Genomic DNA, 23,282 nt, shown 5'->3' with positions numbered 1-23,282 from the left:
ACGCTCAGGCCGAAACGTTGGTCTTTTCGTCCGACCGTTCCGAGTAGATGTAGAGCGGCCGGGCAGAGCCCTTGACCACCTCGTCGGAGATGACCACTTCGCGCACGCCTTCGAGCGTCGGCAGCTCGAACATGGTGTCGAGCAGGATCTTTTCCATGATGGAGCGAAGGCCACGGGCACCCGTCTTGCGCACGATCGCCCGGCGGGCAATCTCGCGAAGCGCGTCCTCGTGGAAGGTCAGTTCCACGTCTTCCATCTCGAACAGGCGCTGGTACTGCTTGATCAGAGCGTTCTTCGGCTCGGACAGGATCTGGATCAGCGCATCTTCATCGAGATCTTCGAGCGTCGCCAGAACCGGCAGACGACCGATGAATTCCGGGATCAGGCCGAACTTGACGAGATCTTCCGGCTCCAGTTCGCGCAGGACTTCACCGACGCGGCGATCTTCCGGCGAGCGGACCGTTGCGCCGAAACCGATCGAGGTCTTCTCGCCACGGGCGGAGATGATCTTGTCGAGGCCGGCAAAGGCGCCGCCGCAGATGAACAGGATGTTGGTCGTATCCACTTGCAGGAATTCCTGCTGCGGATGCTTCCGGCCGCCCTGCGGCGGCACCGAGGCAACCGTGCCTTCCATGATCTTCAGAAGCGCCTGCTGCACGCCCTCGCCCGATACGTCGCGCGTTATCGACGGATTGTCGGACTTGCGCGAAATCTTGTCGACTTCGTCGATATAGACGATGCCGCGCTGCGCGCGCTCGACGTTGTAGTCGGCGGCCTGGAGCAGCTTCAGGATGATGTTCTCGACGTCTTCACCGACGTAACCGGCTTCGGTCAGCGTCGTGGCGTCGGCCATGGTGAACGGCACGTCGATGATACGGGCGAGCGTCTGGGCGAGATAGGTCTTGCCGCACCCCGTCGGGCCGACCAGCATGATGTTCGACTTCGCCAGTTCGACGTCGCTGCCCTTGGCGGCGTGCGCCAGGCGCTTGTAGTGGTTGTGAACGGCGACCGACAGGATGCGCTTGGCCTGCTGCTGGCCGATGACGTATTCGTCCAGAACCTTGATGATTTCCTGAGGGGTCGGAACACCGTCGCGGGACTTGACCATCGAGGTCTTGTTCTCTTCGCGAATGATGTCCATGCACAGTTCGACGCATTCATCGCAGATGAATACGGTCGGTCCGGCAATCAGCTTGCGGACTTCGTGCTGGCTCTTGCCGCAGAACGAACAATAAAGTGTATTCTTCGAGTCACCGCCGTTGCTTCCGCTGACCTTGCTCATTTCGACTTCCTTCCAGCACGCCGGACACTTTCAAGATAAGTGTCGCGGACCACTCAATTTGCCCCGCGCCTCAACCTCACGCAGGGCTTCCGGGAGTACTTGCCGCCCCTGGCGAAGACGCCCGACGCGGCCGCAACGACTCTCCCAACTCGAACCAACACTACGCCGTCAGATTCCAACATAGCATTAATGGTTCATATTACCGGCTTTACCCTGTCGATAAAGCCCTTGAGCCATTACAATTGTGTCACAATTACATCTATCCCGACACAAATGCGCGTTATCAGGCCTGCTCGCCGCCTTCGATTTCTTCGCGCGAGGTCAGCACCTTGTCAACGAGGCCCCAGCTCAGAGCTTCGTCCGCGTTCATGAAATGATCGCGATCGAGCGTCTGCTCGACTTCCTCGTAGGTGCGGCCGCAATGCTTGACGTAGACCTCGTTGAGGCGACGCTTCATCTTCAGGATGTCCTTGGCGTGACGCTCGATATCCGAGGCCTGGCCCTGGAAGCCGCCCGAGGGCTGGTGAACCATGATGCGCGCGTTCGGCGTGGCGAAACGCATGTCCTTGTGGCCGGCGGCCAGGAGCAGCGAACCCATCGAGGCGGCCTGGCCGACGCAGAGCGTCGAAACGGCCGGCTTGATGAACTGCATCGTGTCGTAGATCGCCATGCCCGACGTGACGACGCCGCCCGGCGAGTTGATGTAGAGCGCGATTTCCTTCTTCGGGTTTTCCGCTTCGAGGAAAAGAAGCTGGGCGCAGACGAGCGTTGCCATCTGATCTTCGACCGGGCCGGTCACGAAGATGATGCGCTCCTTCAGAAGGCGCGAAAAGATATCGTAGGAACGTTCACCGCGGTTGGTCTGTTCAACAACCATCGGCACCAGTGCCAGGGCGGTATCAACGGGATTTCTCATATCGAACCTTCATCAATCGGGTTCGCAAAACCTTTGCGAACCGGGAATCACGGGATTTACCTTCTGCTCCTACATAGAGTGTCAACACCCTGCACTTCAAGTCGCGAAGCTTCGATAAGCTTAATCGAAGGCACTGTTCGCCTCGAAGTTTGGCCGTCCTCCACACATGGTTGGCGATAGAGCATTTTTCGCGCAACGTCCTCGACCAAGACCGCACACCCAGACGCTGCGCACAGGGATCAACGGTATCGGTAAACGAAGCGCAAATGAGGCAAGCAGGCCACGGGTCACAGCTGCGACTCGATCGGCAGAATGCGGATCAGCCCGGCGATCATGCGCCTTGTTAGGCTCGCATCCGGCTCATGGCGCACCAGCCGCTCGGAGCCATTGGCGCGATCACGCCAGATGAGGCGTGATCCTTCGATGTCGACCCGGTAGCTGATTGCCGGAGAGGTTTCCTCCTCGAACATGGAAGCCAGTTCGCCGGCAAGTGCCGCATCCTGAAAGACCACGCCCATTTCGGTATTGAGCGAGGCGGAGCGCGGGTCGAAGTTCATCGAGCCGACAAAACCGTTCAGGCCGTCGACCACGAAGGCCTTGCTGTGCAGGCTCGCATTGCGGCGTCCGAACAGCGTCATGCGGTGCCCCTCGGCAACATCGCCCTGCTCCTTCAACTCGAAGAGCGCGACGCCGGCCCGGATAAGCTTGCGGCGATATTTGACATAACCGCCGTGAACGGCGGCAACGTCGGTCGCCGCAAGCGAATTGGTGAGCACCGCGACGCGAGCGCCGCGCGAAACGATGGCGGCGAGCTCCCGTGTGCCGGCAACGCCGGGGATGAAGTAGGGCGAGATGATCCTCAGATCCCGCGTGGCAGCCTCGATCAGCGGAAAGAGCTCGCGCAACAGCCAGTTCTGGCGTCGCTGCATCAGCGCCTTTTCCGGCGGATCGGATGCCAGTCGGATATCGGAACTCCAGTGAAGCTGCCGCGTGCCATGGTAGATCTCGGCCTCCTCCGCCGCCTTGTCGATGCGTTCCAGATAGAACCGCCCCGCCGGCGTGCGGGCCAATCCGTCGACGGCCTCGCGTAGCGCGGGCAAATACTGCTTGCGCGGCGTGCGCAGCGCTGCGATCGGAAGCACGGAGGCACTGTTCCAGTAGCGGTCGAACATGGCCGACGCCTGATCCAGCACCGGCCCCACCATCCAGACATCGAGATCGCGGAAATTGGAGAGTTCGGCGGCATCGAAATAGGCGTCGCCGATGTTGCGGCCGCCGGCAATGGCAACGCGGCCATCGGCCACCCAGAGCTTGTTGTGCATGCGGCGCGTGGCGCTGAAAGCGCGGATCGCCATTTCGAAGCCGCGGCGAAAGCGATCAGTGCGCGCCCGGCTCGGATTGAAGAGCCGCACGTCGATATGGGGGTGGGCGTCGAGCGCGATGCACATGCGGTCGTGGATGCCGGCATTGATGTCGTCGAGCAGCAGCCGGACACGCACGCCGCGGTCTGCAGCCGCCAGGATCTCACGGGCAAGAAGAAGTCCGGTCAGGTCGCCCTTCCAGTAATAGTACTGCAGATCGAGGCTGCGTCCGGCGCGCCGTGCCGCGTGCGCGCGCACAACCAGGGCCTCGATATTGTCGGAAACCAGCGCCACGCCATTGGCACCCGCCTGGGCGTCAACGAGCGGCGCCAGATAACGGTCTAGCTCCGTGCCTGCATCGGCCAACGGAAGGGCGCTTGACGGCGGCCCGTGTGGGCGTCGGCCGAAACGGCCGTAGATGTAAAGCACGGTCGCCACGAGCAGTCCGAGGATGGCGGCAATGGTGAACAGGACAGAGGACCACATCGAAAACTCGTCCGCGCGCTCAGGCCGACCCCGCGCGACCCGCTTCCACCCGCTTGCCGTCTCTTGGCTCCGGCTGCACGGCCTTCAGGTCGATCGAGGCCTTTACGGGCAGATGATCCGAGGCGATCCGCGCCAGCGGCGAGTCGTGCACCGCGACCGACGTCACCAGATGGTGCGGATTGCCGAGCACACGGTCGAGCGGTAACAGCGGGAAGCGCGAGGGAAAACTGGCGACCGTCGCATGGGACGGATCGAATACCGGGCTGAGGAAGGACAGCGACGAACGCCGCCCCATCCGCCATTCGTTGAGATCACCGATGAGCAGGGTCGGCCGCCCGTTGGCATCGGACGCCGCCTCGAGGATCGCCTCGGCCTGCTGGGCGCGCGAATGCCGGAGAAGGCCGAGATGGGCGGCGATGATGCGCAGCGGCCCGACTTTCAGGTCGAGATCGACGACCAGCGCACCGCGCGGCTCGACGCCAGGGAGCTTCAACTGCCGCACGTCGGAAACGGCGCCCTCGCGCAGCAGCAGGACGTTACCGTGCCAGCCATGCCCCTTGGTCGAAAAGCCGGAAATCGGCACCGAAACAAGATGCGCCTCGCGGCGCAGGTGCTCGAGATCGAGAAGACCGGCGCGCTCACCGAAGCGCTGATCAGCCTCCTGAAGCGCCACGATATCGGCACCGAGTTCACCGATGACATTGGCGGTGCGGCCGGGGTCGAAGCGCCCGTCGGTGCCGACGCATTTGTGGATGTTGTAGGAGGCGATGACGATATCGCCGCGGCTGACCGCGGCTTCGCGGTGAACGACGGTGGGACGTCTCTTGCGGATCGCAGCGACGATCCCCGCCGATAGACTGGACTGGTTTTTTCCCATGCCGCTCCCTGCTTGCTGGCCGCATCATGCGCAAATAGGTCGCCTGGTGCCATAGAAAAAGGGAGGAAAGCGGAAGTTTGTTCCCCGCGGATGGCGCACCGGAAGACGCGGGCGCCGGCGGCGAACGCACGCTACCGGCGCCCCCTTCCTGCTTTTCAGTTCAGTCGGCCGGCCCTGCAAACAGGATCAGGTTTCCGTCGGGATCGAGCACGATAAACGTACGCGCACCCCAGGGTTCCGTGCGCAACGCTTGATGAAAAGAGACCCCGGCCGATTGGTAGGCCAGGTACAATTGTTTGATGTCATTGGCGGTATCGAGGGCGATGGAGGCGGAAAGCAGGTGCTCGCGCTGTCGGATGTCGCCGACGAAGACGGGTTCGCAGACGAGACGCAGGGCAAGCCGAGCATTGTCCCGGATCACCTGCCCATAGAAGGGCGGATCGCCGTAGACGAAATCGACCGCAAAGCCGAGCTTCTCGGTGAAGAAGTCGCACGCGGCCCTTATATCGGCAACGAACAACTGTGCGGCTGTCGATTGCAGCACCGGCTGCGGTGTGGCGGGTTTCAATTGTTTGGTCATTGTCAGGGCTCCTGATTTGAGCGCCTGCCAGCTTTCGAACCCCGATTGACGCGCGACGAGTTCCTGCGCGTCAGCGAGCTTGAACTCAGCCGTCAAAATGGCGTGATCGTCAAGATCGCGGAAGCGCGGCAAGGCAGCCCTGATCTCGGCCGCGACCGGATAGTACTGGTCGCGATGCCATCTGAGGTATTGCTTCGCCTGCTTCTTCAGGTTTTCAAGGTTTGGCATGGGCGCAACTACGGTCTGTGTTCCGTAGGCGGGCGTTGCCCTTTCAGCTCTCTGCCGATGCGCCCTACGCAGCCAGGAGAGATTGGCCGCCATGGCACGTGCTGTCAACGCCCCGACGGGTGCGACATCCACGCTTGCCGGCCGAACCGCGATTCCCTTAGACATAGGGGCCATTGAAGTCCGCGAAGAGCCCCTGCCATGCCTGCCATTTCCATCGACCGCGCGCTGAGGCGCGTTTCCATCGACGCGCGCGATCCAGCCTTCTACCGTGACCCGCTCGCAGCCTATGCCGAGATCCATGCGCAGTGCCCGGCCTTCTTCTGGGAGGAACGGCAGCAGTGGTATTTCGCTGGCTACGACCAGGTGAACGCGCTTCTGCGCGACCGGCGTTTCGGCCGGCAGATCTTGCATGTGGCGACGCGCGACGAACTTGGACTACCAGCGCCGAAACCGCATTTGAAGGAATTCGACGCGCTCGAAGAACATTCGCTGCTGGAGCTCGAGCCGCCCGCACACACCCGGCTGCGCACGCTCGTCAACCGCGCCTTCGTCTCGCGGCAGATCGAACAGCTGCGGCCAGACATCGAGCAACTGTCCCATACCCTGATCGACGGCTTTGCCGATGACGGCGAGGTCGAACTGCTGAAGAGCTTTGCCGAAACGCTTCCCGTGACGATCATCGCCCGCATGCTCGGCATTCCCGTCGAGGCAGCGCCCGATCTGCTCGACTGGTCGCATCGCATGGTTCGGATGTATGTCTTCAATCCCAGCTACGAGACCGAGCTCGACGCCAACCAGGCTTCCGCGGATTTCGCCGATTATCTGCGCGGCATCATCGCAGAGAAGCGCCGCAACCCCGCGGACGACCTGCTGACGCACATGATCACCTCGGAAAAGGACGGCGAGCGGCTGTCGGACGCGGAGCTGGTCTCGACCACCGCCCTCCTCCTCAATGCGGGTCACGAGGCGACCGTGCATCAGATCGGCAATGCTGTGAAGACGATCCTGCAATCCGGACTTTCGGCGAAAGACCTGTTTGCGACGGATGCGGCAACCGCGCTGACGGTCGAGGAATGCCTGCGCTTTGCCGCACCGCTGCATATTTTCCAGCGTTACGCGCTGTCGGATATCGAACTCGACGAAGGCGTCACGCTGCGGAAGGGCGACAAGGTCGGCCTGCTGCTCGGAGCGTCGAATGTTGACCCTAAGAAATTCACCGACCCGAACGCCTTCCGACCGACGCGCGACGAAGGCGCCAATGTCTCCTTCGGAGCCGGCCTGCATTTCTGCATCGGCGCGCCGCTCGCCCGGCTGGAGCTTAATCTGGCGCTGCCGATCCTGTTTCGGCGCCTGCCGGGCATGCGGCTAAAGACCGAGCCCGAGGTCAAGGACGCGTTCCATTTTCACGGACTGGAACGCCTCGACCTCGCCTGGTGAGCAGCACCGAAGCCCTATGGGTCTCCGGTGCCGCAACGATTAAAGGCGGATGACATAGTCCTTGCGGGTCGTCTCCACGACTTCCCAGGTGCCCTCGAACCCGGGACGCAGGATCATGCTGTCGCCGGCGCGCAGATGCGCCGCTTCGCCACCATCCTGCGTGAGGATCGAATAACCGGAGAGGATGTGGAAATACTCCCACTCCTCATAGACGATCCGCCATTTTCCGGGCGTCGATTCCCAGACTCCGGCATAGAGGCCACCTTCGGCCTCCTCCAGGTTCCAGGTCTTGAACTGCGGCGCGCCTGAGATGAGCCGGTCGGCCGCCGGTGTACCGGTTTCCGCCTCGACGGTGGACAGGTCGAACTTCTGCATATTCGTCATCTTGGCACCCTTGCGAAGGGCGCGCTGGCGCGCCCTTCTCGGCTAGAGTTTCAGAGCTTGGCCAGCGCCTGTTCGAGGTCGGCGATGATGTCGGAGACATCCTCGATGCCGACCGAGAGGCGCACGACGTCGGGGCCGGCGCCGGCCGCCACCTGCTGCTCGGGCGTCAGTTGGCGGTGGGTGGTCGAGGCCGGGTGAATGACGAGCGAGCGCGTGTCGCCGATATTGGCGAGGTGCGAGAACATTTCCAGCCCTTCGACGAAGCGCTTGCCCGCCTCGTAGCCACCCTTGAGGCCGAAGGTGAAGACGGCCCCGGCGCCCTTCGGCGAATAGCGCTGCTGCAGCGCGTGGTTGGGGTCGTCCTCAAGCCCGGCATAGTTGACCCACGAAATCTTGTCGTGCGTCTTCAACCACTTGGCGACAGCAAGCGCGTTGTCGCAATGGCGCTGCATGCGCAGCGGCAGGGTCTCGGAACCGGTGACCAGCATGAAGGCATTGAACGGCGAGATCGCAGGGCCGAAGTCGCGCAGGCCGAGGACACGCGCGGCGATGGCGAAGGCGATGTTGCCGAAGGTCTGGTGCAGCACGACACCGGCATATTCCGGACGCGGCTCAGACAACATCGGGTATTTTCCGGACTTCGACCAGTCGAAGGTGCCGCCATCGACGATGACGCCGCCCATGGAGTTGCCGTGGCCGCCGATGAACTTCGTCAGCGAGTGCACGACGATATCGGCACCATGCTCCAGCGGCCGCAGCAGGTAGGGCGTCGCCATTGTGTTGTCGACGATCAGCGGCAGCTCGTGCTTGCGGGCGACCTCGGCGATGGCAGCGATATCGACGAAGGTGCCGCCGGGATTGGCGAGGCTCTCGATGAAGATCGCCTTGGTGCGCCGGTCGATCTTCGCTTCAAAGGAAGCCGGATCGGCGGGGTCGGCCCAGCGGACCTGCCAGTCGAAGGATTTGAAGGCGTGGCCGAACTGGTTGACCGAGCCGCCATAGAGCCGGTTGGCGGCGATGAAATTGTCGCCCGGGCTCATGATCGTGTGGAAGACGAGAAGCTGTGCGGCGTGGCCGGAGGCAACGGCGAGTGCCGCAGTACCGCCTTCAAGCGCGGCGATACGCTCTTCGAGCACTGCCTGCGTCGGGTTCATGATGCGGGTGTAGATGTTGCCGAACTGCTGGAGCCCGAAAAGCGCCGCGGCATGGTCGGTGTCGTTGAAGACGAAGCTCGTCGTCTGGTAGATTGGCGTCGCCCGTGCACCCGTGGTCGGGTCGGGCTGCGCCCCCGCATGAATTGCGAGCGTGTTGAAACCAGGATTGTCTTTCGTCATTTCGTCCCTCCCATGACCAGAGCGCGGCCGCCAGCCGGCGCGCCGAGGCGCTCTATCACCTTGAATCTACGCGTGAACCGCTATCGTGCTCGCACGGTTGAGCGCGCAAGCCGCGGCACTATTCCAGAGCCTACGCATGCGGTCAAAGAGGATTTTTCAAGAACTGACGGTTGTGTGGTCCGCCGGCGATGCGCCGACCGCGATCAGCCGATCAGACGCGGGTACTCGATCGCCGGACAGCGGTCCATGACCACCTTGATGCCGGCGGCTTCCGCTTTCGCCGCAGCAGCATCGTTGCGCACGGAGAGCTGGCCCCAGATCGCCTTCGGCAGCGTCTCCAGCGCGAGAATTTCATCGACGAGCGCCGGCAAGGCGTCGGCAGCGCGGAAGACGTCGACCATGTCGATCGGCTCCTTTATATCGGCAAGCCGGCCGACCACGGCCTGGCCCTGGATGCTCTTGCCGACATGCCCGGGATTGATCGGGATCACCCGGTAACCCTTGCGCAACAGAAACGCCATGACCCGATGGCTCGGACGCTCAGGATTGGGCGAAGCGCCGACAAGGGCGATCGTCTTGGTCTCGCGCAGGATGTCGGCGAGATAATAGTCCGGGTAAGCGTCGTGGTTCATCTGCGGCTTCGGATCCGTTCGTGTTAAACGGTCGTATAATGATGGCGAGGCCGGCCAAGTCAACCGTGCAGGCCGATCGTTCCCCGCCAAAGATTGCCGCTTCTGCAAGACTTTCCGGTTGCTTTTGCGCCCGTGCGGCGCGACAAGCATCACAAAGCCTGCCACATCGTTTTCCGAGGTCTCATCTTGCCCGTTGAAGTCATTGCGCTCGTCCTGTTCGGGGCGTTGTTGCACGCGACCTGGAATGCGTTGGTCAAGGCGGGAACGGAAAAGTCGCTCGACGCTGCAATGATCGCGCTCGGGGCCGCAGCCGTCGCCATCCCCTTCCTGCCGTTCATGCCGTTGCCCAAACCGGAAGCGTGGCCATACATCCTGGTTTCGGCACTGTTCCAGTTCGCCTATTTCCAACTCGTCGCCGCATCCTATCGCGCCGGCGACATCGGCCTTGTCTATCCGCTGATGCGCGGCGCGGCACCGTTGATCGTCGCGATGACCAGTGGGGCGTTGATCGGCGAAAAGCTCACCTTCGGGACGATGATCGGTATTCTAACGATCTCTGCCGGTGTGCTGACGCTCGCCTTCGAGTCGCGCAAGGGCGGCAAGAACGCGATCGTGCTTGCGCTGCTTAATGCCTGCGTCATCGCAAGTTACACCTTTGTCGACGGTATCGGCGCGCGCGTTTCAGGCAACGCCATCTCCTACACGCTGTGGATGGCGCTGCTGCCGCCGGTGCTGCTGTTCACCTGGGCTTTCGCCCGGCGCGGCATCAAGCCGGTCGCCCGCCACGTCTACAAGAACTGGTGGCGGGGCCTCATCGGCGGCGCCGGCTCGATCGGCGCCTATGGCCTGGCGCTCTGGGCCATGACCAAGGCGCCGGTCGCAACCGTCGCAGCGCTCCGCGAAACCTCGATCCTCTTTGCCGTGGTGATCTCGGTCGTGTTCCTGAAAGAACCGGTCAGCGTCTGGCGCATCGCGGCTGCCTGTGTGATCGCGCTTGGCGCCCTGCTCCTGAAGCTCGCCTGAGCGTCAGTCTTCCTTCCATTCCGGCATGCGCTTGCCGAGGAACGCGCCAATGCCGTCCTCGGCATCGCGCGCCAGCATGTTCTCAACCATGACGCCGACGGCGTAGTCGTAAGCCTCCGGCAGGTCCATCTCCGCCTGGCGATAGAAGGCCTCCTTGCCGATCTTCAGCGCCTGCGGCGACTTCGAGGCAATGACTGCGGCGTATTTGTCGACCACCTGGCGCAGATACTGCTGCGGTACGATGCGGTTGACGAGACCGAAATCCTTGGCGGTCGAAGCGTCGATGGTCTCACCGGTCAAGAGCATTTCCATCGCCTGCTTGCGATGTGCCGCACGCGTGAGCGCGACCATCGGCGTCGAACAGAAGAGACCGATATTGACGCCGGGCGTGCAGAAGGTGGAGCTGTCGGTGCAGATCGCAAGGTCACAGCTGGAAACGAGCTGGCAGCCAGCTGCCGTTGCCAAACCATCGATCTCGGCGATGACGGCCTGCGGCAGCCGTGTGATTTTCAGCATGAGATCGGCGCAGAGGCGTATCGTCCGCTCGAAGAAGGCGCTGCCGCGATCGTCGTCTTCGCGGTGCGCGGTCATTTCCTTCAGATCGTGACCGGCGGAAAATAGCTTGCCGGTCGCGGCGAGCACGACCACCTTGATGTCTTTGGAGGTTGCGACCAGATCGAACTCGGCGTGCAGTGCCTCCATCATGGCGATCGACAGCACGTTGGCCGGCGGGTTGTTGAGTGTCAGCCGCAAGACAGGCCCCGAACGTTCTTTCAGCAGCAGGCCGTTCGGCTCTTCCTTCTTGAACGATACGACGTCGGCCATCTTTTTCTCCTGGAACTTGAACGTTGGCTTGGTGGTACGCCGGCAGCGCGTGCCGTGCAAGCCGACAGGCACACCCGCTGACGCATTCCGCCTACGACCATTTTCCGCCTTGCGTCGGGCCATCAGTCGGTTTCAGGTGGCGGGCAGACATGTTGAAGGATGCAATGCATGACCATCGAGCCGATCATGACCGTCGACGACCTCAACCGGTTTCTCGACACGGATTTCCCGCAGGTCCACACTGACGGCAAGGTCTTCCATGTCACGGCGGTCGGTCCGGGCTTTGCCACCATGCGGCTCGATCCGAACGAACGGCATATCCGGCCGGGCGGAACCGTATCCGGCCCTACCCTGTTCGCGCTCGCCGATGTTTCCGCCTATATCGCGCTGATCGCCCATATCGGGCCGGTTGCGCTTGCCGTCACCACCAATCTCAACATCAACTTCCTGCGCAAGCCCGAGCCGGAACCGCTCGAATGCACCTGCCGGATCCTCAAACTCGGCAAGCGGCTTGCCGTTCTCGACGCATCGATCGTCAAGGTTGGCGACGACGACCTCGTCGCGCACGCCACGGCGACCTATTCGATTCCGCCGCGATAATTTGTGGTATCAAAATACCTCACTTGCAACATATTGTTTTTACTTGATTTTATTTCCGTAGCGCAGATTTCGCGTTCTTGACGCTTGTTTCGCACTTGCGTATAAGCTGCCGCAGATCGCGGTCCTTACGGGCCGCTTTCTCTTTTGCCCGGGAAACTGGGCAAAACCAAGCAACAAGAAACGCCCAGCGGTTCGCCGCTCGGGTCCAAAGAAAGATTTTGATATGGCAACCTTCGTTCAGAAGCCTGCAGAGGTGGAGAAGAAGTGGATCATCATCGACGCCGAAGGCCTCGTTGTTGGTCGCCTCGCTTCCCTCATCGCGAACCGCCTGCGCGGCAAGCACAAAGCTACCTTCACCCCGCATGTTGACGACGGCGACAACGTCATCGTCATCAACGCCGAGAAGGCAGTTCTGACGGGCAAGAAGTACACCGACAAGAAGTACTACTGGCACACCGGCTACCCCGGCGGCATCAAGGAGCGCACTGCGCGCCAGATCATCGAAGGCCGCTTCCCGGAGCGCGTCCTCGAGAAGGCCGTCGAGCGCATGGTTCCGCGCGGCCCGCTCGGCCGTCGCCAGATGAAGAACCTGCGCGTATACGCAGGCGCCAACCACCCGCATGAAGCACAGCAGCCGACCGTCCTCGACGTCGCCAAGCTGAACAGCAAGAACACAAGGAGCGCCTGATAATGGCTGACCTTTCCGCTCTCAAGGACATCGCCACGACCGCGGAACCGGCTGCTCCGGTTCACGTCAAGAAGGTCGACGCCCAGGGTCGCTCCTACGCGACCGGCAAGCGTAAAGACGCTGTCGCCCGCGTCTGGGTCAAGCCGGGCACCGGCAAGATCACCATCAACGGCAAGCCCTACGCGGCTTACTTCGCCCGTCCGGTTCTGCAGATGATCCTGCAGCAGCCGATCGTCGCAGCTGCCCGTGACGGCCAGTTCGACATCGACGCGACCGTTGCTGGCGGTGGTCTTTCCGGCCAGGCCGGTGCCGTTCGTCACGGCATCTCCAAGGCACTCACCTACTTCGAACCGGGCCTGCGCTCTGTCCTGAAGCGTGGTGGCTTCCTCACCCGCGACAGCCGCGTGGTCGAGCGTAAGAAGTACGGCCGTGCGAAGGCACGTCGTTCGTTCCAGTTCTCGAAGCGTTAATCGCTTCAACTGCGACACTTGGAAAGGCGGGGCTTTGCTCCGCCTTTTTTTGTTATCATCCGACGCACCATATCCCGCAACGTCGAGCCTTTGAGGCACCGCATGACCCGTTCTCCCGTCGCCAAGACCCCAGAGCCGCCCTATTACATCGTCACCTTCGCCTCGCGGCGCACGGCCGGTGATCACGGCTATGACAACATGGGAGACGAAATGGAGCGGCTTGCACGCGAGCAGCCGGGTTTTCTCGGCCTGGAAAGCGTTCGCGGCGCCGACGGCTTCGGCCTCACCAATTCCTACTGGGCCGATGAAGAAAGCATCGCGGCCTGGAAAAACAATGTCCGCCACCTGACGGCCCAGCGGCTCGGCCGCGAGCGCTGGTACGAGGATTACCAGGTGCGCGTCGGCAAGATCGAACGCCAATACGGATTCGAGCGCTCGTAGTTCTCCCGCGAGATAAGGGCACCACTGGCGACCGGCTTAAATCGGCAGCTCCGTCGTCGACTTGAGTTCGCGCAGGACGAAACTCGACACCACCGTGCGCACATGCGGATTGCGCATCAGGTAGCGCGTCATGAAGGCATCGTAGCTTTCGACGTCATTGGCGCGGATCTTCAGCATATAGTCGAACGTTCCGGATAAAGCGTAGCACTCCATGATCTCCGGCCGCTCGCGCACGACGGCGGAGAAGGCGGCAATCGCCTCATCGTGGTGATCTTCGAGCGTCACATGGGCGATGATGCAGAGTTTCAGATCGAGCTTTGCCGCATCGAGCAGCGCGACGCGCTTGCGGATGACGCCATCCGTCTCCAGTTCCTGCAGCCGTCGCCAGGCCGAGCTTTGCGACATGCCGGCTTTTTCGGCGAGATCGGAGAGAGACTGGCCGCTATCGGCCTGAATCAGCCGCAGCAGCTTTCGAACGGGCTGAAGACTTTCTTTCACATCGGACGGCATTTCGAATTTTCCTCCCGCCATCAGGCCTCCACCTGGCAACTGTGGAACAAATACTCGCTCCATCCGCGATACAATTGCAACAGGAGAGTTCATCTGACGAATGAGGAGACGTCATGACGAAGGAAAGCAGCTACACAGCCAAACTGCCGGAACCGGACGGCACTTATCTGTACACCCCGGAAGAAGATGCGATCTGGGGCGAGCTCTATCAGCGGCAGATGACGCTGCTCGCCGACAAGGCCTGCGACGAATATCTGGAAGGCGCAAAGACGCTCGATCTCGGCCCTGATCACGTGCCGCAGTTGAAGGACGTGAACCGGCGCCTCGCGGAAACCACCGGCTTCGGCGTCGAAGGGGTACCTGCCCTCATTCCGCCGTCCCGCTTCTACGAACTGCTGTCTCAGGGCAAGTTTCCGCTGGCGACCTTCATTCGCCGCCGCGAGCATATCGATTACATCGAAGAGCCCGACATCTTCCACGAGGTCTTCGGCCACTGCCCGCTGCTCACCAACCAGAGCTACGCCAACTTCGTGCGCCGCTTCGGCGATAAGGCGGTTTCGCTCGGCAAGGGCTATTCCTGGCATATGTTCCGGATCTTCTGGTTCACCGTCGAGTTCGGCCTGATCAACACGCCGAAGGGTCGCCGCTGCTATGGCGCGGGCATCGTGTCTTCGCCCAACGAGACACGCAATGCGATGGGAACCCCAGGTGTCGAGTTTCGGCCCTTCGATCTGATGACCGTGCTGCGCACGCCCTATCGCATCGATATCGTCCAGCCGATCTATTACGTGATCGACAGTTTCGCCCAGCTCGAGACGATCATTGAAGAGGATATCGCCGCGCGCATCACCGAAGCCAAGGCGCTTGGCGACTTCGCCCCGACCTACGAAGCCAAGGCCTCGTAATCGCCGAAGAAACGGCCGGCAGGGCCTTGCCTTGCCGGCAACGATTGTCCAACCTTCCGCCACCACAGGTTTGAGCGGATGCGCGCAGAGGATGCGCGCTGTCCGGCTCCGAGGCAGAGGCGGGATATGGCGAACAGGACAATCGATCATGCGCTGACGGCGCGCTCACTGACATCGGCGGCGTCCGATCCGACCCATGCCGGCATTCTCTCCTTCATGCGCCGCAAATATTCGAAGCAGTTGAAGGGCGTCGATGCCGTCGTCTGGGGGATTCCCTTCGACGCCGCCACGTCCAACCGTCCCGGCGCCCGCTTCGGGCCGCAGGCGATCCGCCGCGCCTCGGCAATCTTCGACAACGACCCGCAATACCCGTTCGACCGCGATCTCTTCGCGGAGATGGCAACGGTCGACTATGGCGACTGCCTGCTCGACTACGGCAACCATTCGAAGACGCCGGCAACGATCGAACGCGAAGCGGCCAAGATCATCAGGAGCGGCGCTTATCTGCAGACGCTCGGCGGCGACCACTTCGTCACCTATCCCATCCTGAAGGCGCAGGCGGCGCTGCACGGTCCCCTCGCCCTCGTCCAGTTCGACGCCCACCAGGATACCTGGTCGGACGAGCGCGGTCGCATCGACCATGGCTCCTTTGTCGGCCGTGCGGCGCGCGAAGGGCTGATCGACACGGACGCCTCGATCCAGATCGGCATCCGCACGCACGCGCCCGAGGATTGCGGCATCCGCATTCTCTATGGCTACGACGTCGAAGAAATGAGTGCCGGCGACATCGCCGAGACGATCATAAGGCAGGTCGGCGAGCGCAAGGCCTATCTCACCTTCGATATCGACTGCCTCGACCCGGCCTATGCGCCCGGCACCGGTACCCCGGTCGCCGGCGGCCCGTCGAGCGCCAAGATCCTGTCCGTCCTGCGCAAGCTCGGCGCGCTGACGGTGGTCGGCAGCGACGTGGTCGAAGTGGCGCCAGCCTACGACCATGCCGACATCACGGCGATCGCCGGCGCGACCGTCGCGATGTATATGCTGGGGCTGCATGCAGAGAAGCTTGCCGAGCGCGCGCCGCTTCGCTGAAGACGACCGTTGCCGTTGCGATGGAGGGCGGCTGCTTATATAGAAAAGGTGGGGTTGGCGGCGCTCCGCCGGCCTGTTGAGAAACTGATTCAATTCTATGCCAGAGTGATTCCGGAACGGCTTCTAACTGTCTGGCAGAACGGGAAAATCATGAAACCGAAGATCTTCATCGATGGCGAACACGGCACCACGGGCTTGCAGATCCGCACGCGCATGGCCGGCCGTAGCGATCTCGAACTGCTTTCCATTCCGGAAGCGGAACGACGCAACGCCGCGATGCGCGAAGATCTTCTGAACGAAGCAGACATCGCCATCCTCTGCCTGCCGGACGACGCCTCGCGCGAGGCGGTTTCGATGGTCTCGGGCAACAACAAGGTCCGCATCATCGACACCTCGACCGCGCACCGGATTGCACCCGACTGGGCCTATGGCTTTGCCGAAATGGACAAGGCGCAGCCGGAGAAGATCCGCAGCGCCCTTTGCGTCGCCAATCCCGGCTGCTATCCGACCGGCGCGATCGGCGTGATCCGCCCGCTGCGCCAGGCCGGCATCCTGCCCGACGGCTATCCGGTGACGGTCAATGCGGTTTCCGGTTACACCGGCGGCGGCAAGCAGATGATCGCGCAGATGGAAGACGAGACCAATGCCGACCACATCAGCGCACCGCACTTCCTCTACGGCCTGACGCTCAAGCACAAGCACGTGCCCGAGATGAAGATGCACGGCCTGCTCGACCGCGCACCGGTCTTTGCACCCTCCGTCGGCAAGTTCGCACAGGGCATGATCGTCCAGGTGCCGCTCTATCTCGAGGACCTCGCCGCCGGTACGACACTCGAGACGATCCACGCTGCGATCGTCGCGCATTATGCCGACCAGTCGATTGTGGAGGTCGTGCCGCTCCAGGAGAGCGAAAAGCTCGCCCGCATCGACGCCACCGAGCTTGCCGGCAAGGACACGATGAAGCTCTTCGTCTTCGGCACCCCTGGCGGCAACCATGTGAACCTCGTCGCCCTGCTCGACAATCTCGGCAAGGGCGCCTCGGGCGCGGCGGTCCAGAACATGGACCTGATGCTGTCGGCCTGATCGGCAATCGGCTGAAAAACAAAAGACCCCGGCGAGCCGCTCGCCGGGGTCTTTCTTTTTCCGGATTTCGCCGGGCGTCAGTCGCGCAATTCGATCGCCGTCGGCCGCGGGTACTCGCCGTAGAAACCGCGCCAGTGGGCGATGGCAAAGCCAAGCACCACAAGCGCGCCACCCTGGTGCGCCACGCCCCAGCCGACCGGCACCTGCAGCACCAGCGTAGTGACGCCGATCACCGCCTGCACCGAGACGAGCAGGAACAGGAGCACGGCACGGCGCGCATGGGTCGTTTCGGGTGCTGCGCGCAGCGAGGCAATCATATGCATCAGTGCGAAGGCAAAGAGCACATAGGCGCCAATGCGGTGGACGAACTGCACCGTCTTCGGGTTCTCGAACAGGTTGATCCACCAGGGCTGCTGCAGGAACAGGTCTTGCGGGATGATCGCGCCGTCCATCAGCGGCCACGTGTTGTAGCTGAAGCCGGCATCGAGACCGGCGACGAGCGCGCCGAGATAGATCTGGAACAGACTGAAGATGGCGATGATCATGGCCATCTTGCGCGAGCGGTCGGTGGGCGCCGCTTCATTCGAATGCCGACTGAGCCCGCGGAAGATCCACATGCAGGCGGCAAAGATCAGACAGGCGATGACGAGATGCGTCGCCAGCCGGTACTGGCTCACTTCCGTGCGCTCCACCAGGCCCGAGGAAACCATCCACCAGCCGATGAAACCTTGAAAACCGCCAAGCGCAAGGATCCCGAGCAGCGGCATGCGCAGTTTGCGCTCGACCTTTCCGGTGAACCAGAAATAGGCAAGCGGCAGCGCGAAGATCAGGCCGATCGTGCGCGCGAGCAGGCGGTGTGCCCATTCCCACCAGAAGATCGTCTTGAACTCGTCGACCGTCATGCCGCTGTTCATCTGCTGATACTGCGGAATGCGCTGGTAGAGCTGGAACTCCTCTTCCCACTCGGCCACCGTCAGCGGCGGGATCACGCCATGGATCGGCTTCCATTCGGTGATGGAGAGGCCCGATTCGGTAAGTCGCGTCGCGCCGCCGACGAGCACCAGGGCAAAGAGGGTGAACAGCACGACCGCCAGCCAGCCGCGGATCTGCCGGCGGTTGCGGTCGGTCCTGCCGATCTCGTTTCGAAGCATTTGTTCAGTCGCCATTTCGACGCCGGCCATCATGTTCCCTCTGGTGTCGCAGGGTTGTCGGCGGCGCAACCGGACGGATCAACGGTCGCACCTTTCGGAAAGCCGTTGATTTGCACCAGAGCGGCATGCAAAACAAGGCCGAAACCTTTGCGGCATGCGGTCGCGGCCGCTCCGCGCGCATTTGCCCCTGTGAAAGATATGAAATGCCCGTACGCCTCAGAAAGCTGATCGGCACGATCCTGATCATCATCCTCGTCGTCGTCTATGCGCTTGCCGCCGTTACATTCGCCTCGCTGCTGCTTGGCGCTGCTCCCTGGTACGTGCACCTGGCCTATTTCTTCTTCACCGGCCTGCTCTGGATCTTGCCGGCCATGCTGATCATCAAATGGATGGAAAAGCCCGCTCGGGATCGTTGATCCTCGATCCGGTAGCCATTCGGGAGGACGCCCATGCGACTTGCGGTTATCGCGGACATCCACGGCAACGATCTTGCGCTCGAAGCGGTGCTCGCCGACATCAATGCACAAGGGATCACCGATATCGTCAATCTTGGCGATCATCTGAGCGGTCCCCTCAATGCCGCGCGCACGGCCGACATCCTGATGAAACGGGCGATCCCCTCGATCCGTGGCAATCACGACCGTTACCTGTTGACGGTCGATCCGCGCGACATGGGGCTCTCCGATCGCGCGGCGTTCGATGAATTGAAGCCGGAGCACCGCGAGTGGTTGGCCACCCTGCCCGTCGCACACGTCCACAGGCAAACGTTCTTCCTCTGCCATGCGACCCCGACCGACGATGAGACCTACTGGCTCGAAGCCCTGACGGCGGACGGTACGGTTCACAGGGCCGCGCGTTCGGCTATCGAGGCCGAAGCTGTCGGGATCGACTATCCGGTCATCCTGTGCGGTCACACCCACATTCCTCGCGTCGTCCGCCTCTCCGACGGACGCCTGGTCGTCAACCCCGGCAGCGTCGGCTGCCCCGGCTACACCGACAGTCGGCCCGTGGCCCACAAGGTCGAGGCCGGATCCCCGCACGCGCGCTACGCCATCATCGAGCAGTCGGGGACGGAATGGGACGCGACCTTTCGCAGCGTGACCTACGACTGGACGGCGATGTCGCAACTTGCGGCCCGCCGCAACCGCCTTGAATGGGCCAGCGTGTTGGCAACCGGCTTCATCGCGTGAGGCGTCAATTTCGTTTCACGCTTTGCTAACCGCGTTCGCCGGTTATTGCCAATCGACCTTCATAAGCACTCCCAAATTAAAGCGATCGTAGCGGGTTTGAGGTTCAATCTCTCCGCAACAAGGACCGGACGGCACCTGCGATGACGAACTCGGAACTCACCATGGACGGCTCCGGCGACCGCCGCGCGCATGCGTCCTTGCGTGCAGATCCGACCGATGCCACCGGCCGCTTCGAAATCTCGCTTCACCGCGACCTGGAGACACTCGAAACCGAGTGGCGCATGCTCGACACCCTTCCCGGGAACTCGCTGCACCATGCCTATCATTGGTGCCGCGCCTGGGCTGCGACCCACGCCAGCGACCTGGCTCTCCTACGGATTACGTTCGATGGCGAGCTCCTGCTCATCCTGCCGCTGGAAGTGGCGCGCGGACGCCTGTTTCGAACGGCAAAGCTGATTGGAACCGAGCACAGCAACCTCAACACCGGGCTGTTTGCCCACAACGCCGCGGCCATCATCACCACGCCCGCGCTTGCCGAGGCGCTTGCCCGCGCCATCTGCGACGCACTGCGCGGCCTGGCCGACATCGTCATGCTCGATCGCCTGCCGAACGACTGGCGCGGCGACCCCAGCCCCTTTGCCCTGTTTTCGGGCGTTACCAATCCCAACCCGTCGTTCCAGCTTCCCCTTCTCGGTGGCATTCAGCCCACACTAGCCCAGCTCAACGCCAAGCGGCGGCGCAAGAAGATGCGCATTTCCGAACGGCGGCTGGCTGAAATGGGCGGCTACGACTATGTGGTCGCCCGCACGAGCGACGAGGCCCAAGCCCTGCTCGACACATTCTTTCGGCAGAAGGCGACGCGCTTTGCCACGCTCGGCTTTCCCGATGTCTTCCAGGATCCGGAAACGCAGACGTTTTTCCATGCGCTCGCCGCCCGCGTGGACGACGACGTTCAGCTCATGGAACTCAATGCCATACGCCTGCGCGGCGAAAATGATGGCCGGATCGTCGCCGTCGCCGGACTGTCGCGCAAGGCGGATCACGTGATCTGCCAGTTCGGGTCGATCGACGAAGCGATTGCCGGCGACGCCAGCCCGGGTGAATTGCTGTTCTACCGCATGATCGAGCGCCTATCGGGCGAAGGCGTGCGCCTGTTCGACTTCGGCGTCGGTGACCAGCCCTACAAGCGCTCCTGGTGCACGATCGAGACGCCGTTGCGCGATATCGTGCTGCCGGTGACGCTCGCTGGCCGGCTCGCGGGCCTGCGGCACTACCTCGTCGTGAGGGCAAAAAGGGCGATCAAGGCGAACAAGGCCGTCTATGGCCGCATTCAGCGCACGCGACGGCGCAGGCAAGGCAAGACCTTCGACAACAGTGCCGACTGATCATCCACCCTAGAGCACGGTCCCTGCGCTTTGCGGCAGAGGCCCGCGCCGCCATTACGCCGCGTCGCGATCCGGATATTCGGGGTCCGATTGCACCTGGCCGGTCATCAGCACGATGTCGCGGTAGCCCGCCGCGCCGAAGCCGGTCAGTACCTCGACGATCCGTTCGTCGCTCACCGACGGTGCCGACAGGATGATTTCGGCGCCATCGCGACCGGCGATCTTCTCGACAGCCATTTCATCGGCAGGGCCGCATTCGAGCAGGACGAGATCATAGGCGTTGGTCAAGGCGTCGATGATCATCTTCAGCCGGTCGATGCCACGCATCGCCTGGCGCGGATCGGCATCGCCCTGGGGGATGATGTGCGCGTCGGAAAAGCGGTCGGCGTGGATCGTGTCCGTGAAGGGCACCTCCCCCGCCAGGAGATTGGTGATCCCCGGAAGCTGCTGCGAGCGCGCCATCAGCCGTGTCGGGCAGGCAGAGCCCGTCAGGTCGATCAGCACGACTTTCAATTCTTCTTCGGCGAGCAACCGGGCGAGCATCACGGTCGCGGTGGAGCCCTCGTCTCCGCCGGGCGAAACCGAAATCGCAACGCGCACATTGGTGGCACGCAGATGCTCGGCGACGGCTTCGATCGAGAAATCCGCCTCGGCGGCCTCCTCCTCCGTGTCCGGGGCAAGCGAAAGCTCCGCCGCAGGCAGCAAGTCGGCTGCGTCATCAGTTGCGGACGAAATGACGGGGGATGCCTCAGCCATCTGGGTCGGCGGCAAATCGGCAACGCTTGCGGCAAGCGCCGGACGGGGCCGGACCGGTGCCCGTTCGCCCGTAGCTGAAACCGGCCGCAAGGCTCGCCCGCTGAAAAGCTCGCCGAGCATGATGCCAATGCAGGTCAGGAGGAACGTTGCAAGCGCTGCAACGATGGTGATCGGCAGTACTTTCGGGAAGCTCGCGCCGGTCGGAACCACGGCACTCGAAATGACGCGTGCATCGGCCGGCGTCGCATTCTCGACGGTGCGCGATGTCGCCTCGCGATAGCGCGCGAGATAGGTCTCCAGCAATTGCCGCTGCGCGGTCGCTTCGCGCTCGAGCGCGCGCAGCCCCACCTCTTCTTCGCCGGCCTGCGCCGACTGTGCCTTCAGCGCATTCAACTGCTGCCCGAGTTGCTGTTCGCGCAGTTCGCCGACCTTCGCCTCGTTTTCGAGGCTCGTCAGGATCTTGCGGGTCTCGGTGCTGATCTGGCCGCGGATACCTTCGAGCTGCGACTTCAGCGCCTTCAGACGCGGGTGACCGTCAAGCAGGGTGGTCGAGAGGTCCGCCACTTGCGCCTGCAGGTTCGCTTCCGTCTCCTTCAGCCGCTGGATCATCTGCGAACCGACGACATCGGCAATGGTGTCCGGCGCGCGGCCGCTTGCCAGCGCCGAGCGTACGCCGGCGGCACGCGCTTCCGCATTGGCGCGCTCGCCACGCACCCGCGCCAGTTCCGACGAAATATCCGTAAGCTGCCGTGTCGCGAAGTTGGTGGTTTCACCGGTCGGCAGCAGATCGGACGAGGCGCGATAGGCCGCAACCTTCGCTTCGGCGTCGCGCACCTTCTCGCGCAGATTGGCGATCTCGGGTTCGAGCCAGCGTGTCGCCTCGGAATTGGTATCGAGTTTTGCGCCGCTCTGGAGCGCCAGGAAGACCTTCGCCATCTCGTTGGGCACGGCGGCCGCAAGCTGGCGGTCCTTCGAGGTGAAGGCGATCGCGATCACGCGCGACTTCTCCACCTGGTAGACCTGGAGCTTGTCGGAGAATTCCTTGAGCACCCTCTCCTCGGGCGGCATCTCAAGCGGATTCTTCTTCAGGCCGAGCATGACGAGAAGATCAGAAAGCGCAGAGGGCGCCGACGACGGATCGAACTCCTTGAGTTCGTAAAGCTTCATGTTACGGGCGACCTGCTTGATGAGGTCGGCCGACTTGAGCACCTGCACCTGGCTGAGAATGCCGGATTCGTCGAAGACGCGGTCGGCGCCCGCCTGGGAAGCCTGGTTGGGGCCGCTGAACTCCGGCTCGCGCGATTCGATCAGCACGCGGGTTTCGCTCTGGTAATCCGGCGCGATCATCTTTGCTGCGCCAAAAGCAAGCGCCGCCACAGCGACGGTGGCGAGCAAAACCTTGACGCGCCGATCCCAGACGGCGCGAAACAGGCCGCCGAGGTCGATATCCACATCCTGCTGTGCGCTGCCGCTTCCCGACATGCTCGTCGCTCCGAACTTTCAAATCTCGCCGGACCGTAAAGGAACATGGTAACGCAAGGGTTAATGCGATCAACCTGCGGATGGTAAAGGCCGGGCGGCATCGCCAGGTCTCCGCGAAAATTCTACCGCGAGTTTACCTGCTATTAACCCTAACGGATCGATAACGT

Annotated in this window: 24 protein-coding genes; 12 read left to right on the top strand and 12 right to left on the bottom strand. The window is 62.6% G+C overall.

Going from position 1 to position 23,282, the window contains the following annotated elements; translation table 11 throughout:
* Positions 1–4 precede the first annotated feature (4 nt).
* From clpX to L981_RS02910, 5 genes are all read right to left on the bottom strand, one after another.
* Positions 5–1,282 (bottom strand): ATP-dependent Clp protease ATP-binding subunit ClpX, encoded by a 1,278-nt coding sequence (clpX, locus tag L981_RS02930; protein WP_043611478.1) that lies wholly within the window; start codon positions 1,280–1,282, stop codon positions 5–7.
* A gap of 283 nt (positions 1,283–1,565) precedes the next feature.
* The gene (locus L981_RS02925; RefSeq protein WP_034803630.1) at positions 1,566–2,198 is read right to left on the bottom strand and encodes an ATP-dependent Clp protease proteolytic subunit; all 633 of its coding nucleotides are present in this window, start codon (positions 2,196–2,198) and stop codon (positions 1,566–1,568) included.
* Between the two features lie 287 nt (positions 2,199–2,485).
* Positions 2,486–4,045 carry a phospholipase D family protein gene (locus L981_RS02920; RefSeq protein WP_043611477.1) on the bottom strand — a complete coding sequence of 520 codons (1,560 nt, stop codon included), beginning with the start codon at positions 4,043–4,045 and terminating at the stop codon, positions 2,486–2,488.
* A gap of 19 nt (positions 4,046–4,064) precedes the next feature.
* Positions 4,065–4,922, bottom strand: a complete 858-nt coding sequence (locus tag L981_RS02915) for an endonuclease/exonuclease/phosphatase family protein (RefSeq protein WP_043611476.1) — start codon at positions 4,920–4,922, stop codon at positions 4,065–4,067.
* Between the two features lie 160 nt (positions 4,923–5,082).
* Positions 5,083–5,730: a VOC family protein gene (locus L981_RS02910; protein ID WP_043611475.1), complete on the bottom strand. Its 648-nt coding sequence runs from the start codon at positions 5,728–5,730 to the stop codon at positions 5,083–5,085.
* Between the two features lie 198 nt (positions 5,731–5,928).
* Here L981_RS02910 and L981_RS02905 point away from each other — a divergent pair, with 198 nt between their 5' ends.
* On the top strand, positions 5,929–7,167 hold the full coding sequence (locus L981_RS02905; protein ID WP_043611474.1) for a cytochrome P450: 1,239 nt from the start codon (positions 5,929–5,931) through the stop codon (positions 7,165–7,167).
* A 39-nt stretch (positions 7,168–7,206) separates the two neighbouring features.
* Here the strand turns inward: L981_RS02905 and L981_RS02900 are convergent, their stop codons facing one another.
* From L981_RS02900 to L981_RS02890, 3 genes are all read right to left on the bottom strand, one after another.
* A complete protein-coding gene (locus L981_RS02900; protein WP_043611473.1) occupies positions 7,207–7,551 on the bottom strand; it encodes a cupin domain-containing protein in 345 nt (114 codons plus the stop codon).
* A 50-nt stretch (positions 7,552–7,601) separates the two neighbouring features.
* On the bottom strand, positions 7,602–8,885 hold the full coding sequence (locus L981_RS02895; protein ID WP_043611472.1) for an O-acetylhomoserine aminocarboxypropyltransferase: 1,284 nt from the start codon (positions 8,883–8,885) through the stop codon (positions 7,602–7,604).
* Between the two features lie 203 nt (positions 8,886–9,088).
* On the bottom strand, positions 9,089–9,517 hold the full coding sequence (locus L981_RS02890; RefSeq protein WP_043611471.1) for a CoA-binding protein: 429 nt from the start codon (positions 9,515–9,517) through the stop codon (positions 9,089–9,091).
* Positions 9,518–9,703: 186 nt separating this feature from the next.
* Between L981_RS02890 and L981_RS02885 the strand changes: the two genes are divergently transcribed.
* Positions 9,704–10,540 carry a DMT family transporter gene (locus L981_RS02885; RefSeq protein WP_043611503.1) on the top strand — a complete coding sequence of 279 codons (837 nt, stop codon included), beginning with the start codon at positions 9,704–9,706 and terminating at the stop codon, positions 10,538–10,540.
* Between the two features lie 3 nt (positions 10,541–10,543).
* Here L981_RS02885 and L981_RS02880 read toward each other — a convergent pair whose 3' ends face one another.
* Positions 10,544–11,365 carry an enoyl-CoA hydratase gene (locus L981_RS02880; protein WP_043611502.1) on the bottom strand — a complete coding sequence of 274 codons (822 nt, stop codon included), beginning with the start codon at positions 11,363–11,365 and terminating at the stop codon, positions 10,544–10,546.
* Positions 11,366–11,533: 168 nt separating this feature from the next.
* Here L981_RS02880 and L981_RS02875 point away from each other — a divergent pair, with 168 nt between their 5' ends.
* The 4 genes from L981_RS02875 to L981_RS02860 all read left to right on the top strand — a co-directional run bounded on the left by L981_RS02875 (position 11,534) and on the right by L981_RS02860 (position 13,564).
* Positions 11,534–11,965, top strand: a complete 432-nt coding sequence (locus L981_RS02875; RefSeq protein WP_043611470.1) for a PaaI family thioesterase — start codon at positions 11,534–11,536, stop codon at positions 11,963–11,965.
* 223 nt (positions 11,966–12,188) lie between these two features.
* Positions 12,189–12,653, top strand: a complete 465-nt coding sequence (gene rplM, locus L981_RS02870) for a 50S ribosomal protein L13 (protein WP_043611469.1) — start codon at positions 12,189–12,191, stop codon at positions 12,651–12,653.
* A 2-nt stretch (positions 12,654–12,655) separates the two neighbouring features.
* Complete coding sequence (gene rpsI, locus L981_RS02865) at positions 12,656–13,123, top strand: 30S ribosomal protein S9 (RefSeq protein ID WP_043611468.1); 468 nt, start codon at positions 12,656–12,658, stop codon at positions 13,121–13,123.
* 102 nt (positions 13,124–13,225) lie between these two features.
* Positions 13,226–13,564: an antibiotic biosynthesis monooxygenase gene (locus L981_RS02860; RefSeq protein ID WP_043611467.1), complete on the top strand. Its 339-nt coding sequence runs from the start codon at positions 13,226–13,228 to the stop codon at positions 13,562–13,564.
* Positions 13,565–13,600: 36 nt separating this feature from the next.
* Here the strand turns inward: L981_RS02860 and L981_RS02855 are convergent, their stop codons facing one another.
* Complete coding sequence (locus L981_RS02855; RefSeq protein WP_052201546.1) at positions 13,601–14,074, bottom strand: Lrp/AsnC family transcriptional regulator; 474 nt, start codon at positions 14,072–14,074, stop codon at positions 13,601–13,603.
* A gap of 113 nt (positions 14,075–14,187) precedes the next feature.
* Here L981_RS02855 and L981_RS02850 point away from each other — a divergent pair, with 113 nt between their 5' ends.
* The 3 genes from L981_RS02850 to argC all read left to right on the top strand — a co-directional run bounded on the left by L981_RS02850 (position 14,188) and on the right by argC (position 17,151).
* A complete protein-coding gene (locus tag L981_RS02850; RefSeq protein ID WP_043611466.1) occupies positions 14,188–14,979 on the top strand; it encodes a phenylalanine 4-monooxygenase in 792 nt (263 codons plus the stop codon).
* Positions 14,980–15,105: 126 nt separating this feature from the next.
* Entirely contained in the window at positions 15,106–16,068 is a 963-nt protein-coding gene (gene speB, locus L981_RS02845) for an agmatinase (RefSeq protein WP_043611465.1), read from the top strand.
* A gap of 150 nt (positions 16,069–16,218) precedes the next feature.
* A complete protein-coding gene (argC, locus tag L981_RS02840) occupies positions 16,219–17,151 on the top strand; it encodes an N-acetyl-gamma-glutamyl-phosphate reductase (RefSeq protein WP_043611464.1) in 933 nt (310 codons plus the stop codon).
* A 77-nt stretch (positions 17,152–17,228) separates the two neighbouring features.
* Here the strand turns inward: argC and L981_RS02835 are convergent, their stop codons facing one another.
* Positions 17,229–18,332 carry a COX15/CtaA family protein gene (locus L981_RS02835; RefSeq protein ID WP_043611463.1) on the bottom strand — a complete coding sequence of 368 codons (1,104 nt, stop codon included), beginning with the start codon at positions 18,330–18,332 and terminating at the stop codon, positions 17,229–17,231.
* A gap of 173 nt (positions 18,333–18,505) precedes the next feature.
* Here L981_RS02835 and L981_RS02830 point away from each other — a divergent pair, with 173 nt between their 5' ends.
* The 3 genes from L981_RS02830 (at position 18,506) to L981_RS02820 (ending at position 20,877) form a co-directional block, all read left to right on the top strand.
* Positions 18,506–18,718: a DUF2842 domain-containing protein gene (locus L981_RS02830; RefSeq protein WP_043611500.1), complete on the top strand. Its 213-nt coding sequence runs from the start codon at positions 18,506–18,508 to the stop codon at positions 18,716–18,718.
* Between the two features lie 33 nt (positions 18,719–18,751).
* Positions 18,752–19,492, top strand: coding sequence for a metallophosphoesterase (locus tag L981_RS02825; RefSeq protein ID WP_043611462.1), 741 nt, complete (start codon positions 18,752–18,754; stop codon positions 19,490–19,492).
* Positions 19,493–19,632: 140 nt separating this feature from the next.
* On the top strand, positions 19,633–20,877 hold the full coding sequence (locus L981_RS02820) for a GNAT family N-acetyltransferase (RefSeq protein WP_052201545.1): 1,245 nt from the start codon (positions 19,633–19,635) through the stop codon (positions 20,875–20,877).
* A gap of 54 nt (positions 20,878–20,931) precedes the next feature.
* On the opposite strand, the gene L981_RS02815 is transcribed toward L981_RS02820, so the two are convergent.
* On the bottom strand, positions 20,932–23,115 hold the full coding sequence (locus tag L981_RS02815) for an exopolysaccharide transport family protein (RefSeq protein WP_043611461.1): 2,184 nt from the start codon (positions 23,113–23,115) through the stop codon (positions 20,932–20,934).
* Positions 23,116–23,282 lie beyond the last annotated feature (167 nt).

Origin of the sequence: Ensifer sp. ZNC0028 (assembly GCF_000799055.1) — a bacterium.
In the GTDB taxonomy this organism is placed as follows: Bacteria; Pseudomonadota; Alphaproteobacteria; order Rhizobiales; family Rhizobiaceae; genus Ensifer.
This window is presented reverse-complemented; position numbering and strand designations above follow the sequence as displayed.